Annotated in this window: 12 protein-coding genes; 8 read left to right on the top strand and 4 right to left on the bottom strand. The window is 65.1% G+C overall.

All coding sequences use genetic code 11. From position 1 onward, the window contains the following. Window positions 1-34 precede the first annotated feature (34 nt). The 5 genes from lptF to rsmA are packed head-to-tail and all read left to right on the top strand — an operon-like array spanning window position 35 to window position 6,499. Window positions 35-1,174 (top strand): LPS export ABC transporter permease LptF, encoded by a 1,140-nt coding sequence (gene lptF / locus ACRARG_RS00865; RefSeq protein ID WP_432688088.1) that lies wholly within the window; start codon window positions 35-37, stop codon window positions 1,172-1,174. Beyond that, the gene (gene lptG, locus ACRARG_RS00870; RefSeq protein WP_432688089.1) at window positions 1,171-2,268 is read left to right on the top strand and encodes an LPS export ABC transporter permease LptG; all 1,098 of its coding nucleotides are present in this window, start codon (window positions 1,171-1,173) and stop codon (window positions 2,266-2,268) included. Before lptF ends, lptG begins: the two co-directional genes overlap by 4 nt. Further along, a complete protein-coding gene (locus ACRARG_RS00875; RefSeq protein WP_432688090.1) occupies window positions 2,268-4,403 on the top strand; it encodes an LPS-assembly protein LptD in 2,136 nt (711 codons plus the stop codon). The genes lptG and ACRARG_RS00875 overlap by 1 nt, the downstream gene beginning before the upstream one ends. Window positions 4,404-4,425: 22 nt before the next feature. Beyond that, window positions 4,426-5,658 carry a peptidylprolyl isomerase gene (locus ACRARG_RS00880; RefSeq protein WP_432688091.1) on the top strand — a complete coding sequence of 411 codons (1,233 nt, stop codon included), beginning with the start codon at window positions 4,426-4,428 and terminating at the stop codon, window positions 5,656-5,658. Window position 5,659: 1 nt separating this feature from the next. Beyond that, a complete protein-coding gene (gene rsmA / locus ACRARG_RS00885; protein ID WP_432688092.1) occupies window positions 5,660-6,499 on the top strand; it encodes a 16S rRNA (adenine(1518)-N(6)/adenine(1519)-N(6))-dimethyltransferase RsmA in 840 nt (279 codons plus the stop codon). Window positions 6,500-6,580: 81 nt separating this feature from the next. On the opposite strand, the gene ACRARG_RS00890 is transcribed toward rsmA, so the two are convergent. Then, on the bottom strand, window positions 6,581-7,141 hold the full coding sequence (locus tag ACRARG_RS00890; RefSeq protein ID WP_432688093.1) for a L,D-transpeptidase: 561 nt from the start codon (window positions 7,139-7,141) through the stop codon (window positions 6,581-6,583). A 185-nt stretch (window positions 7,142-7,326) separates the two neighbouring features. On the opposite strand from ACRARG_RS00890, the gene ACRARG_RS00895 reads away from it, so the two are divergent. After that, the gene (locus ACRARG_RS00895) at window positions 7,327-8,007 is read left to right on the top strand and encodes a response regulator (protein WP_432688094.1); all 681 of its coding nucleotides are present in this window, start codon (window positions 7,327-7,329) and stop codon (window positions 8,005-8,007) included. 2 nt (window positions 8,008-8,009) lie between these two features. After that, window positions 8,010-9,314 carry an ATP-binding protein gene (locus ACRARG_RS00900; RefSeq protein WP_432688095.1) on the top strand — a complete coding sequence of 435 codons (1,305 nt, stop codon included), beginning with the start codon at window positions 8,010-8,012 and terminating at the stop codon, window positions 9,312-9,314. Here the strand turns inward: ACRARG_RS00900 and ACRARG_RS00905 are convergent. From ACRARG_RS00905 to ACRARG_RS00915, 3 genes are read right to left on the bottom strand one after another with little or no spacing between them, the layout of a single operon-like run. Continuing rightward, window positions 9,311-10,663 (bottom strand): cytochrome P450, encoded by a 1,353-nt coding sequence (locus tag ACRARG_RS00905; RefSeq protein ID WP_432688096.1) that lies wholly within the window; start codon window positions 10,661-10,663, stop codon window positions 9,311-9,313. The two genes, ACRARG_RS00900 and ACRARG_RS00905, sit on opposite strands and share 4 nt — an antisense overlap. After that, a complete protein-coding gene (locus ACRARG_RS00910) occupies window positions 10,660-11,898 on the bottom strand; it encodes a hypothetical protein (protein ID WP_432688097.1) in 1,239 nt (412 codons plus the stop codon). Before ACRARG_RS00910 ends, ACRARG_RS00905 begins: the two co-directional genes overlap by 4 nt. A 59-nt stretch (window positions 11,899-11,957) precedes the next feature. After that, window positions 11,958-12,707 carry a cytochrome c biogenesis CcdA family protein gene (locus ACRARG_RS00915; RefSeq protein WP_432688098.1) on the bottom strand — a complete coding sequence of 250 codons (750 nt, stop codon included), beginning with the start codon at window positions 12,705-12,707 and terminating at the stop codon, window positions 11,958-11,960. A 93-nt stretch (window positions 12,708-12,800) separates the two neighbouring features. Between ACRARG_RS00915 and ACRARG_RS00920 the strand changes: the two genes are divergently transcribed. Beyond that, window positions 12,801-13,031, top strand: coding sequence for a sulfurtransferase TusA family protein (locus ACRARG_RS00920; protein ID WP_432688099.1), 231 nt, complete (start codon window positions 12,801-12,803; stop codon window positions 13,029-13,031). Window positions 13,032-13,044: the final 13 nt, after the last annotated feature.

The raw sequence follows: 13,044 nt of genomic DNA on the forward strand, positions 1-13,044 counted from the left end.
CCGGGGGCAACCGGGTACGGAATGGGGGAAATTCTTGGCACGTTTCGACAGATATCTGCTGTCGCAATTCATGGTGCTGTTCGGATTTTTTTCGCTCGTCCTGGTGTCGATCTACTGGATCAACCAGGCGGTGCGATTGTTCGACACGCTGATCGGCGATGGCCAGTCGGCCTTTATCTTTCTGGAATTCACCGCGCTGTCGCTGCCGAATGTGATCCGGATCGTGCTGCCGATGTCGGTCTTTGCCGCCGCCGTCTATGTCACCAACCGTCTGTCGAGCGAGAGCGAGCTGGTGGTGATGCAGGCCACCGGGTTCTCGCCCTGGCGTCTGGCGCGGCCTGTCCTGTGGTTTGGTCTGATTGTCGGTCTGATGATGGCGGTCATGACGCATTTCCTCGTGCCTGCCTCGATGACGCAGCTGAAGCAGCGGGAAAACGATCTGCGGCAGAACGTCACCGCGCGGCTGTTGACGGAGGGGACGTTCCTGCATCCGGTCGACGGCGTCACCTTCTACATCCGGGATATCGCAGCTGACGGAACGCTGAATGACGTGTTCCTGTCGGATCGGCGCAGCAACACTGTCCAGACCTTTACCGCAGCCCGCGCCTATATCGTCGCGGACCGTGCCGAAGACGAGGCCGGGACGCCGAAACTGGTGATGATCGACGGGCTGGCGCAGACTTTGCAACGCGAGGACGAGCGGCTTTTCACGACGCATTTCAAGGACTTTACCTATGATATCGGGCGACTTTTCGGAGAAGAGGGCCCGCAGCTGGCCAATGTCCGGCACCTGCCCACCTGGACGCTGCTGACCAACCCAAGTCAGGCCGAGACCCTGACCGGCGCAACCCGGGGTGAGATTGCCTATGAGGCGCATATCCGGTTTGAACAGCCGCTCTTCTGTCTGGCCGCGGCGCTGGTTGCCTTCGGGACACTGATCAGCTCCGGCTTTTCCCGGTTTGGCGTCTGGCAGCAGATCGTTCTGGCGCTGGTTCTGATGCTGGTCATCAAGTTTCTGGAAGGTGTGGTGACGGATCCGGTGCGCAGGAATGCGGCGCTATGGCCGCTTGTCTATCTGCCGCCGCTGGCCGGGCTCTGCCTGGGATGGTTCATGCTGTGGCGGGCGACGCGTCTGAACCGGCCGAGGTTGTTCCACCGAAGGACCACGGCATGAAACTGGACCTTTATTTCGCACGCCGGTATCTGAGGCTGTTCCTGGGCCTGCTGATCGTCTTTCTGGCGATGTCGATGCTGATCGACATGGTGGAACAGAACCGCCGCCTGTCTGCGGCCAACATCGGCTTCGGCCAGCTTCTGGAGCTGGTCCTGCTGAATACGCCCAAAGGCATTTACCAGATCCTGCCGCTGATCCTGATGCTGTCGACCGTCGCTCTTTTTCTCGGGCTCGCGCGGTCTTCTGAATTGGTGGTCGTTCGCGCCGCCGGGCGGTCCGGTCTGCGTGTGCTTGTTGCGCCGGTCATCGTCGCCTCCGGTATCGGGATCGTGGCTGTTGCGCTGGTTAACCCGATCGTGGCGGGCACGTCCAAACGCCATGCGCTGCTGTTTGAGAGCTATCGGTCCGGCGGGCGCGACGTCATTTCCGTATCGGCCGAAGGTCTCTGGCTGAGACAGGGCGGCGACGACGGCCAGATGGTTATCCGTGCCGCGCGGGCGAACCCACAGGCAACAGAGCTCTATGATGTCACGATGATCGGATATGCGCCCGGCGGCGGGCCAGACCTGAGGCTTGAGGCCAAAGTTGCGGAGCTGACCAGCGGGGCCTGGGTTCTGCGCGACGTCATGAGCTGGCCCCTGGACCAGGATTTCAACCCGGAAGCCCAGCGTCAGGCGATCGAACAGCTCGAAGTTCCGTCGACGCTGACGCAGGAGCGTATTCGCGATACCTTTGGCGACCCCTCTGCCATACCGATCTGGGAACTGCCGCGATATATCGAGCAGCTGGAGCAGGCCGGGTTTTCCGCGCGCCGGCATGCCGTCTGGTTCCAGATGGAACTGGCTCAGCCAGTCTTCCTGGTTGCCATGGTGCTGATTGCGGCCGCCTTTACGATGCGGCATGTGCGGTTCGGCAAGACGGGCGTTTCCGTGCTGGCGGCTGTCATGCTTGGGTTTGCACTCTATTACATCCGCAATTTCGTTCAGATTCTGGGTGACAATGGTCAGGTGCCCGCCGCGCTTGCGGCCTGGGCGCCGCCGCTTGCCTCGCTGATGCTGGCGCTTGGGTTGCTGCTGCATATGGAGGACGGATGATGCGGTGGCTGTTATGCGCGCTCATCATCTGGCTGCTGCCCGTTGTGGCCTTGGCCCAGAGCAATGACGACGCCCCCTCCATGCTGGTGGCGGATCATCTGCGGCTGGCCGACCGCAACACATTGGTTGCCGAAGGTTCTGTTGAAGTGCTGCGCGGTGACACCCGGCTGAGGGCGCAGCGCATTGTCTATTCGCGGACCGATGACCGGCTGGAGATCACCGGCCCGATCGTGCTGCAGAACGGCCCGGATCAGATTCTGATCGCCGATGCGGCCGCACTGGACCGCGACCTTCGCAATGGGCTGATCCGCGGTGCGCGGGTGTTGATGGATCAGCAGCTTCAGCTTGCCGCCGCACGGCTGGACCGGGTGGACGGGCGCTATTCGCAACTGACCCGCGCGACGGTCAGTTCCTGTCAGGTCTGCGGGACGCGCCCGCCACTGTGGCAAATCCGGGCGCGCAGAGTGGTGCATGATCAGACAGAGCGGCAATTGTATTTCGACGATGCCCGGATGGAAGTGCGCGGCGTTCCGATCCTCTGGTTCCCGCGGCTGCGTCTGCCCGATCCGACCCAGACCCGTGCGACCGGCTTTCTGATTCCGTCGATCCGGCGGAACTCGCAACTCGCCACGGGGGTGAAAATCCCTTATTTCATCAAGCTCGGCGACCATCGGGACCTGACACTTACGCCGTATATCTCGGCCCGGACGCGGACCCTGGAATGGCGCTACCGGCAGGCGTTCACCCGGGGTGAAATTTCCTTCAACGGCGCCCTGTCCCAGGATGATCTGCAATCTGGCACGCGTGCGTTCATTGAAGGGACCGGGCATTTCGACCTGCGCCGGGACTTCAAGCTCGATTTCAAGATCGCCGCCGTCAATGACGACGCCTATCTGACGGATTACGATTATTCCGATGCGGACCGGCTGGAAAGCAGTGTGACCCTGTCGCGGGTCCGGCGCGACAGTTTCCTGGCAGCCGAACTGGCCCTGTTTCATACGCTGCGTGTCAACGAGACCAATGATACGATCCCCTTCCTTGCCGCCGATGCAATGTTCGAGCGGCGCTTCTTTCCCCGGTGGGGCGGAGAGATCCGTGCCTCGGCCGAGACGCACAGCCATGTGCGCCGGTCCGATCTGGATTTCGATGGGGCCGATGCCGATACAATTGTCGACGGGCGTGACGTCCAGCGCATGAGCGTCGGGCTGGACTGGCGCAACAGCTGGACCCTGCCGCTAGGGCTGCGTGCACAGGTGCTGGGAGGCGTTGCGGGCGATGCATTCATCACCAGCCAGGATGCCAGCCTGCCCGGATCGGACGCCCGGCTGAGCCCCACGGCCGCACTGACCCTGCGCTGGCCCTGGGTGCGCCACGGCGCCACCGGCGTCACCAATATTGTCGAACCCGTTGCGATGATTGCCTGGACCGGCGGCGATGCGCTGAATGTGGCCAATGATGAAAGCACCCGGGTAGAGTTTGACGAGGGCAATCTGCTGTCCCTGTCCCGCTTTTCCGCCGTGGATCGTCGGGAACGCGGGCTCCGGGCCGCGCTTGGCGCCACATGGACGCGGCTGGACCCTTCGGGCTGGAGCACGCGGTTCACGCTCGGGTCGGTGTTCCGGGAACGTCCGGAGACCGCGTTCAGCAAATCGTCGGGTCTGAGGGGCGAAACCTCTGACCTGCTCATCGCGGGTCAGATTTTTGCCCGCAACGGTCTTTCGGTGACGGCACGCGGTCTGTTCGACTACAGCCTTGAGGTCAACAAGGCCGAAGCCAAAGCCGTGTGGAACGCCAAACGTTTCGATATCGCTGCGGGCTATGTCTGGCTGTCGCCCGACCCGGACGAAGACCGGCCAACGGCGGTGTCGGAGTGGTCGTTTTCCTCCGGGTTCGATTTCAACGACAACTGGCGCGGTCTGCTGTCGGGCCGCTATGACATCGCAGCGGACGAACCGATCCGGGCCGGCTTTGGCGTTGTCTATTCGAACGAGTGTCTCGACGTGACACTTTCGGCCTCGCGCCGGTTCACCTCTTCCACTATCGTCTCCCCAGCCACCGATTTCAGTTTCACGATCGGGCTGCGCGGCTTCTCTGCCAGGTCAAACGGCGGAACCGTCGCCCGGGCCTGCAGATGACGCAAGACAAGAAAAGACTGACATGACCCTGACACTTCGCCCCGTTCTGCCATTCCTTCTGCGCCTGAGCCTTGTCGCTCTGGGTCTTGTGATGCCCGTGGCGGCGCCGGCGCAGAATTTCACCCCTGTCGTCAAGGTCAATGACCAGGTCGTGACCCGATATGAGCTTGATCAGCGGATGCGGATGCTGCGGCTGTTCCGCGCCCCGGGCGACATCCGGGAGCTGGCGGAGTCGCAGCTGATCGACGACCGGCTCAGGATCGCCGCCGCCAAGGAAATGGGTATCCGACCGGCCGTTGAAGAAATTCAGGCCGGTATGAGCGAATTTGCCGGCCGGGCCAATCTGTCGGCCGAACAGTTTCTGTCCGCGCTTAGCAAGGCCGGGGTCGCGCCGGAATCCTTCCGTGATTTTGTTGCCGCAGGCGTGGCCTGGCGCGAAGTGGTGCGGGCGCGCTTTGGTCCGCGCGTGCAGATTTCGGAACAGGAGATCGACCGCGCGATTGCCAGCGGTGGCGTCAGCGGTGGCGCTGTGCAGGTCCTTATCTCCGAGATTTTCATTCCGGTCGAAGCCGGACAGGAAGACGAGGCGCGCGCGCTTGCCGATCGGATACGGCGCGGCGGCGCCAATAACTTCGGTGCCGCGGCACGGGAATATTCCTCGGCGCCCTCTGCCGGTGCTGGCGGGCGTGTAAACTGGGTGCCTGCCTCCAATCTCGGGCCGCAGATCCGGCCTGTTATCCTTGGCCTGCGGCCGGGACAGATCAGCCAGCCCATCGAACAGAATGGCCAGATCGCGCTTTTCCTGCTGCGTGATCTGCAACAGAGCGACAGCCGCGCGCCGCAATATGCCGCTATCGAATATGCCGCCTATTACATCGCCGGCGGGCGGACCGAGGCGACGCTGGCGCAGGCGGCCAAAATCAAGGCGCGGGTCGATACCTGTGACGATCTTTACGGCATTGCCAAGGGGCAGCCCGAATCCGTTCTTGATCGCGGCGTCAAAGCGCCCGGTGAGATCCCCGCAGATATCGCCGCCGAGCTGGAGAAGCTCGACCCCGGTGAAGTCTCCACGGCGCTGACGCGCGCCAATGGTCAGACACTGGTCTTTCTGATGCTCTGCGACCGGAGCTTCGATCTGTCGGGGGCGGTGTCGCGGGATGGCGTGGCGCTGGATATCCAGAACCGGCGGCTGGGGACCTATTCCGAGGATTACCTCGCCCAGCTTCGCAGCGAGGCGCGGATCGTCCGGCGCTGAGATGGCCACGATCGACGGTCTGCCGCCCCTGCGAGAAGTCATCGCGACGCATGGGCTGGCGGCGAAGAAATCGCTGGGACAGAATTTCCTTCTGGATCTGAACCTGACGGCAAAAATCGCCCGACAGGCCGGCGAGCTGGCCGGGTGTGACGTGCTGGAGATCGGGCCCGGGCCCGGCGGTCTGACCCGGGGTCTGCTGGCCGAGGGGGCGCGCAGGGTTCTGGCGGTGGAAAAGGATGCCCGCTGCCTGCCGGCGCTGGCGGACATCGCGGCGGCCTATCCCGGCCGGCTTGAGGTGATCAACGGCGATGCGCTGGAGATCGACCCGCTGGCCCGGCTGACCCCGCCTATCCGCGTGGCGGCCAACCTGCCCTATAATGTCGGCACCGAGCTGCTGGTGCGCTGGCTGACCCCGCCCGACTGGCCGCCCTTCTGGCAGAGCCTGACCCTGATGTTCCAGCGCGAAGTGGCGGAGCGGATCGTGGCGCAGCCGGGGAGCAAGGCCTATGGTCGGCTGGCCCTGCTGGCCTCCTGGCGGGCGGAGGCGCGGATTGTCCTGTCGCTTCCGCCCGAGGCCTTCACGCCGCCGCCCAAGGTGAGCTCTGCCGTGGTGCATCTGACCGCCCTGCCCGCGCCGCGGTTTGCCGCGGATGCGAAAGTGCTGGAGCGTGTGGTCGCCATGGCGTTCAACCAGCGGCGCAAGATGCTGCGGGCGGCGCTGAAGGGGCTGGCGCCGGATATCGAGGATCGTCTGCTCGCCGCCGGGATCAAGCCGACGGACCGGGCGGAGACGGTATCGCTGGAACAGTTCTGCGCCCTGGCCCGGGCCGTGGCCAGCTAGCCGGGGTTGACCTGCTGGCGCAGGTCAAAGCCTCCGGCGGGAGTATTTTTGGAAAGATGAAGGGGGCCGAGGCCCCCGGCGTCAGATGACGCGCACCTGGGTGCCAACCGGGCAGAGCTGGAAGAGCTCCGCGATCTTTTCATTATAGAGCCCGATGCAGCCATCGGAGGACCGGCGGCCGATCTTGCGGGTGTCGTGGGTGCCGTGGATGATATAGGCGGGCCAGCTGAGATACATGGCATGGGTGCCAAGCGGGTTTTCCGGGCCCGGCGGGATCGGCTTCCAGTCCGGGTAGCGCTGCATCTGGGATGCGGTCGGGGTCCAGGATGGCCCGACCTTCTTGCGTACGATGGAGGTATAGCCGCGTTTGGTCAGCGCATCCGTCAGCGGAACGGAGGTCGGGTAGACGCGATAGTCTGACCCGTCGGCCGACCAGTAGTGCAAGGCGCGGGAGACGGTATCGGCCACGATGGTGGACTTGCCGAGGTCATCGAAATGATCGCGCCAGTCCTGCATGGAGAAGCTGGAACTGTTGCGGCGCGTGAGCTCTACATCCTGAGCGCGCAGGATGCCGGGGGTGGCGAGGGTTGCTGTGGCGGTTGCGGCCAGCATGGCCTGACGACGGGTGAGTTTAATGCTCATGGTCTCTCCTTCTTTCGGAGCCTCTTCGGGCAGATGCCACGGGTCACCATGGCTGGCTTAAGTGAACCTTAAGGCACACCCACCACGGCAGCGGATCACGCAGATGTCATAGTTGGTGGCGGGTTGAGCCTGCTTCAGACTGACTTAAGCTTGGCAGCGCAGAGGGCGCGCGATACGGGGACGGAATGCGGATTTTGATCGTCGAAGATGATGCTGTGCTGGCTGACGGGCTGAGCGTCGGGCTGCGTCTGTCGGGCTTTACGCCGGACAGGGTCGCCACGCTGGCCGATGCGCGGGCAGCGTTGTTGGCGGGCGGGTTCGACGGGATGGTGCTGGACCTGATGTTGCCCGACGGCTCCGGCCTCGATCTTCTGGCAGAGATGCGGGCGCGGGAGGACACTTTGCCCGTGCTGCTGCTGACGGCGCTGGATCAGGTGCGCGACCGGGTGCGCGGGCTGGATCTTGGTGCGGACGATTATATGGGCAAGCCCTTCGACCTGGAGGAGCTGGCCGCACGGCTGCGCGCGCTGCTCCGGCGGCGCGAGGGGCGGGCTCAGGGCACCTTGTCCTGTGGCGGGCTTGTGGTCGATCCGGCGACCCTCTCGGGCCAGATGTCCGGCAGGGCTGTCGGGTTTTCCCGCCGGGAGTTCACCGTGCTGCTGGCGCTGATGGAACATCCGGGCCACATCCTGTCCAAGGCCACGCTGGAAGAGCGGCTCTATGGCTGGCAGGAGGAGGTGGAGAGCAATACGGTGGAGGTCCATGTCCACAAGCTGCGCGCCAAGCTGGGGCGCGACTTTATCGAAACGGTGCGGGGGCTTGGCTACCGGATTGCTGCGGAGGGCGCGCCATCTCGATCCGTCTGAGAATGTTTCTGATCCTGGCGCTGGCGACCGGGGCTGTTTGGATGTCTGCCGCGCTCTGGATCGAACATTCGACGCGGGCGCAGGTGGAGCATGTGCTGGATGCGCGGCTGGCAGAGGCTGCGCGGATGGTATCGTCACTTCTGACCGACCACCGGATCGCGGTGGCCGCCGCCGGAGACGCGCCCGTTGCCGTGCCTCTGCCTGAGGCGGAGGGATATTCCCGCCAGCTGTCCTGTCAGATCTGGTCTCTGGACGGGGCGCTGGTCGGCCGGTCGCAGGGGGCGCCGGATACCCGGTTGTCCGATATGGCGACCGAGGGGTTTTCCGTCTCAACCGTAGAGGGAGAGCCGTGGCGGGTCTTTTCCGTGTTGAACCCGGAGATGGGTCTGCGGGTCATGGTCGGCGACAGCCTTGCCGTCAGAGACCGGCTGGTGCGCGATGTGATCGAGGGGCTGCTGCTGCCTGCCGCCGTCATGCTGCCTGCCCTGGCGCTTCTCATCTGGTTCGGCCTGTCACGCGGGCTGGCCCCTCTTGACCGGATGGCAGAGAGTTTGCGGGCGCGCAGCCCGCAGGACCTCTCTCCCCTGCCCGGCCCTGTTCCGTCGGAAATCCGGCCGGTGCGGCAGGCGCTTAATGCGCTGATGTCGCGGGTCGGCGCGGCCCGCGACGCGGAACGGGATTTCACGACCTTTGCGGCCCATGAGCTGAAGACGCCGCTGGCGGGACTGCGCGCGCAGGCGCAGGTCCTGCGGATGTCAGATGATCCGGAGGTGCGGGGGGCGGCGATCGAAAACATCACCCGCTCTGTCGACCGGACCGACCGGATGGTGCGCCAACTTCTGGAACTGGCGCGGATCGATCGGGCGGAGCGGGTCGGCGCGGACTGTGATCCTGCGCGCATCATTGAGGAGGTGTTGCAGGACCTCGCGACGCTGGCGCAGGTCCGGCGGGTGCGGTTTGACGTGACTGCAGACGCCGGGCGCACCATTGTGACCGATGCGTTTCTGTTGCGGACAGCCCTTCGCAACGTCGTGGAGAATGCCGTGCAGGCCAGCCCGGACGGCGCCACCGTACGCCTGAGCCTGTCCCGCGATCCGCTGGAGATAACCGTATCCGACACCGGGCCCGGCATCCCAGACACGCTGCGCGACCGGGCGACAGAGCGGTTCACCCGCGGTCCAACCGGCGGGCCGGAGGGCAGCGGGCTCGGGCTGGCAATTGTCGCGAGCGCCATGGAGCGGCTGGACGGGTCGGTCCAGTTCGACAGCGGGCCGGGCCAGACGGTGCGCCTGCGTCTGCCCGGTTAGTCGCGGGGTCGCAGTTGCAGCCGGATGCCGTCGCGGGACCGGACCGTGAGATGGGCGATGGGGGTTGGCGGGGCCTCGACTGTCGTGACCTTGAAATGGCGCAGGATCATGGAGAGGATCAGCACGCCTTCGACCATGGCAAAGCCCGCGCCGGTGCAGACCCGCGCGCCGGCGGAGAAGGGCACATAGGCGTCGCGCATGCATTGGCGGCCCTTTTCGGTGCCCCAGCGGGCGGGATCGAAGCCATCGGGATTGTCCCAGAGCCGTTCGTGCCGGTGCAGGTGCCAGGGGCTGATCACCACCTGCGCGCCCTTCGGCAGGTCGCGGTCGCGGAAATGCTCGGACCGGGTGGTTTCGCGGACCATCATGGGCACGGGCGGATAGAGGCGCAGCGTCTCCCGGAAGGTATCGCGGGAGAGGCGGAGCTTGGAGAGGACGGAGAAATCGCTATCCTCGTCCAGCGCCCGCGCCTCCTCTGCCACACGCTGCTGCCAGTCGGGGTGCGTCGCCATGAGGTAGAGCGCCCAGGCCAGGGCTGAGGCGGAGGTTTCGTGCCCGGCGAGGAAGAAGATGGCGACCTGATCGACCATCTCCTCCGTATCGAAACGGTCGCCGGTCAGCGGATCGGCGGTGGTCATGATCTTGGTCGCGAGGTCGTCGGGCGCCGTTCCCGCCGCGATGTCCTGTTGGCGGGCGTCGGTCAGGCGGGTGATAAGCTGGCGAATGTCCCGCGCCGCGCTTTTCGTGCGGCGGGAATGGAAGCGCGGCAGCCAGCGCGGCAGCGGGATGAACGCTGCGATGTTGAGGATGGGCGAGGAGCGCTGGTAGTCGCGGAACCGGGTGAAGACCTCTGCCGCGATCTCATGTTCGATAGGGATGGAGAAGAGCGTGCGGAAGATCACATCGGCGGCGGCATGGGAGGTCTCCGCCTCGATCTCCACCGGCGTGCCGGTGCGGGTTTTGAGGCGGGCGATGCAGGCCTCTGCCGCGTCGCGGATGGCGGGGAAGGTATCCTTCAGGCGGCCGCCCTCGAAAGCCGGGTCTATAATGCGGCGCTGGCGTTTCCAGGTCTCGCCATTGGTCAGGAAGACGGAGTTGCCGAGCAGCGGGCGCAGGCCTTCGCTGATCCGGTCGGATTTGGGGAAATCGTCGGGCCGTTCCTTGAGGACCGTGGCGATCAGGTCGGGCTGGTTGATCATGTAAGAGCGGAAGAAGGGCGTTTTGAACTCCGCCATCCAAGCGCGGTAGAGGCGTGCGGGCTGGGCGGAGAGGATATCGTCGCGGAAAAGCTGCACGTAACGGCGGAGCGAGACGCGGTCGGGCCGGGCTGCCGGTTTGGGGGGGATCATGCCATGCTCCGGAAGCGATTTACGGGCGTCTCGATCCGGGTCTTGGAGGGCGGTCTGCCGGCGTAGCGGCCCGCCAGCGTCAGGGGGCCGGCGGTGATGCGGAAATAGTCGTAATCGCCAGGCCGGTCAAAGGCGCAGAGATACTGGAAATGCAGGCGGAAAAAGCGCCAGCGAAGCTCCTTCCAGCGTTCGGGCGACAGCGTCTGAGTGAAGGCGGCGGAGAAGACGAGCGGCCATTGCTTGTCCGCCGGCGCCACGCCGGTGACCGCAACCGGATCGCAGAGCGCAAAGGCGCAGCCGTCGCCGGGCGCCGTCACATCTACCCAGGTGAGCTCCGGCCGGGCCGACAGATAGGCGAGATCGGCGCGCAGGCGTTTGGCGCGCGGCAGGAAGGAGACCATGGGCACCACCTGCCCCAGCGACAGGAAGCTGAGCACCGGGCCATCCGCGGGCACGCGCTCGTCGCGGATCAGGTCCGACAGGATCGACACCGCCAGATGCGCGCCGGAGGAATGGCCGACCACCAGCACCTCCCCGGCATCGGTCTTCAACGCCTCCGCGATGGTATCGGCGAATTCGGCCATACGCGCCTCCAACGCCGGGGAATTGGCGCCGAGGGTGCGAGCGGAGAAGGAATAGTCGTGCATCAGGTAATAGGCGAAGAGCTTGGCGTCCTTCGACTTGAACCACCGGAGGCCGGCCCAGATCACCGCCAGCCCGACGGCCAGCCCGACCCAGGGCGCGGCCATCGGAACCACCTGCGCGACGCCCAGCTGGACCAATCGCCCCAGGCCCCAGCCCACCAGACAGCAGAGCGCCAGCTGCAACAGAAGCATGCCCACCGGGTAGAGCGCCGCAATCACCGGCCCCTTGCGCAGCCGCATCAGCCGGAACAGCGCGCCGGAGAAGATATAGGCCGAAGCCGTCCAGACCAGTTGCAGATAGGTGGCGGGGATCGAGGAGGCCATGCTGTCGCGCACGATGTCGGACCAGTAAAGCACCTCCATATCCGTGCCGGTGGCCTGCCCGTCCTGTTCCGCCTCGATATGCCAGCCATAGGGGCCCTTGGTCGTCTTGGGGCGGAGCGTGAGGGAATAGCCCGAGATCTCCGCCTGCGCCGCGCTCTCCTTCCGGTAGAGCTCGCGGTAGCGGCGCGGATGGATCGGGTCATAGCCGGGGATGTAGAACACCCGGCGATGCCTGACGATGGGGCCTTCGGTGGGAGAGCTGCTCATCTCTGCCTCAATGCGTTTTGCCGGAAGGATAGCGGCAAAAGGCGGCGAGATTAAGAAAATTATCCGAGGGTTGCGAGGCCGGGAAAGGTCTCCAGCAGCCAGAAGGACATGGCGGAGAAACCGCCCGTCAGCATCAAGAGCCCGATGGTCCAGAGCAGCAGGCCCATGATCCGCTCGATCCGTTCCATGTTCCGCTTCATCCAGTTAAGCGCCCCGCCGAGGCGCGGCAGGAAGGCTGCGACCAGCAGGAAGGGAATGCCGAGACCAAGCGCATAGACAGCGAGTAGTGCGGTGCCCCGGGTGATCGACGCCTCTGACGCCGCCAGCGACAGGATCGCGCCCAGCTGCGGCCCAATGCAGGGCGTCCAGCCAAAGGCGAAGGCCAGGCCCAGCACATAGGCGCCAAAGGCCGACCCGCCGCGGTCGCCCGCATCCAGCCGCGCCTCCCGGTCGAGGAAGCCGATGCGGTAGACGCCGACGAAATGCGCGCCGAAGATCATCACGAGAACCCCGGCGATGGTGTTGAAATAGCCCTGGTATTGAAGGAAGAGCCGCCCGAAGGACGAGGCCGCAAAGCCCAGCAGCAGGAAGACGGTCGAAAGGCCCAGCACGAACATCAGTGCGGCAGGCAGCGCCCGGTTGCGACCCTGACCCTGCCCCAGATCGGTCAGCGACACGCCGGACATATAGGCGATATAGGGCGGCACGATGGGCAGGACGCAGGGGCTGAGGAAAGAAATCCCGCCCGCCAGCAGCGCCACGATCATGGCAGGCAGAAGCCCCGCATCTATGATGTCGATCCCGAACATGATCCCCGATTAGCCGGTTCTGCCACCGCCGTCACGCGGCGCGTTGTCACAAAGCCGTGGACCTTTGTTGCAGGAGCGCGCTATCTGCGGGCCATGACGGTGGATGTGGATATCGACGCGCTTGGGCTGCTCTGCCCCCTGCCCGTTCTGCGGCTGCGCAAACGGCTGCAGGGGATTGCGGCGGGCGAGGTGCTGACGATCCTGTCGGATGATCCCGTGGCCGCGATCGACATCCCGCATTTCTGTGCGCAGGAAGGCCATGCGGTGCTGCGGGACGAGCCGCGCGAGGGCGGACGGCTCTTTGAGGTGCGCAAGGGCGGCTGAGCGCGTCGACCTG

The sequence above is a fragment of the Pseudooceanicola profundi genome (assembly GCF_050897955.1).
GTDB lineage: Bacteria > Pseudomonadota > Alphaproteobacteria > Rhodobacterales > Rhodobacteraceae > Pseudooceanicola.

Bases quoted from the DNA above. Each gene is read 5' to 3' on its own strand.
- ACRARG_RS00895 (WP_432688094.1), top strand. From the start codon at position 7,327: ATGCGGATTTTGATCGTCGAAGATGATGCTGTGCTGGCTGACGGGCTG.
- ACRARG_RS00900 (WP_432688095.1), top strand. From the start codon at position 8,010: ATGTTTCTGATCCTGGCGCTGGCGACCGGGGCTGTTTGGATGTCTGCC.
- ACRARG_RS00915 (WP_432688098.1), bottom strand. From the start codon at position 12,707: ATGTTCGGGATCGACATCATAGATGCGGGGCTTCTGCCTGCCATGATC.
- rsmA (WP_432688092.1), top strand. From the start codon at position 5,660: ATGGCCACGATCGACGGTCTGCCGCCCCTGCGAGAAGTCATCGCGACG.
- ACRARG_RS00910 (WP_432688097.1), bottom strand. From the start codon at position 11,898: ATGAGCAGCTCTCCCACCGAAGGCCCCATCGTCAGGCATCGCCGGGTG.
- lptG (WP_432688089.1), top strand. From the start codon at position 1,171: ATGAAACTGGACCTTTATTTCGCACGCCGGTATCTGAGGCTGTTCCTG.
- ACRARG_RS00905 (WP_432688096.1), bottom strand. From the start codon at position 10,663: ATGATCCCCCCCAAACCGGCAGCCCGGCCCGACCGCGTCTCGCTCCGC.
- ACRARG_RS00890 (WP_432688093.1), bottom strand. From the start codon at position 7,141: ATGAGCATTAAACTCACCCGTCGTCAGGCCATGCTGGCCGCAACCGCC.
- ACRARG_RS00920 (WP_432688099.1), top strand. From the start codon at position 12,801: ATGACGGTGGATGTGGATATCGACGCGCTTGGGCTGCTCTGCCCCCTG.
- ACRARG_RS00875 (WP_432688090.1), top strand. From the start codon at position 2,268: ATGCGGTGGCTGTTATGCGCGCTCATCATCTGGCTGCTGCCCGTTGTG.
- ACRARG_RS00880 (WP_432688091.1), top strand. From the start codon at position 4,426: ATGACCCTGACACTTCGCCCCGTTCTGCCATTCCTTCTGCGCCTGAGC.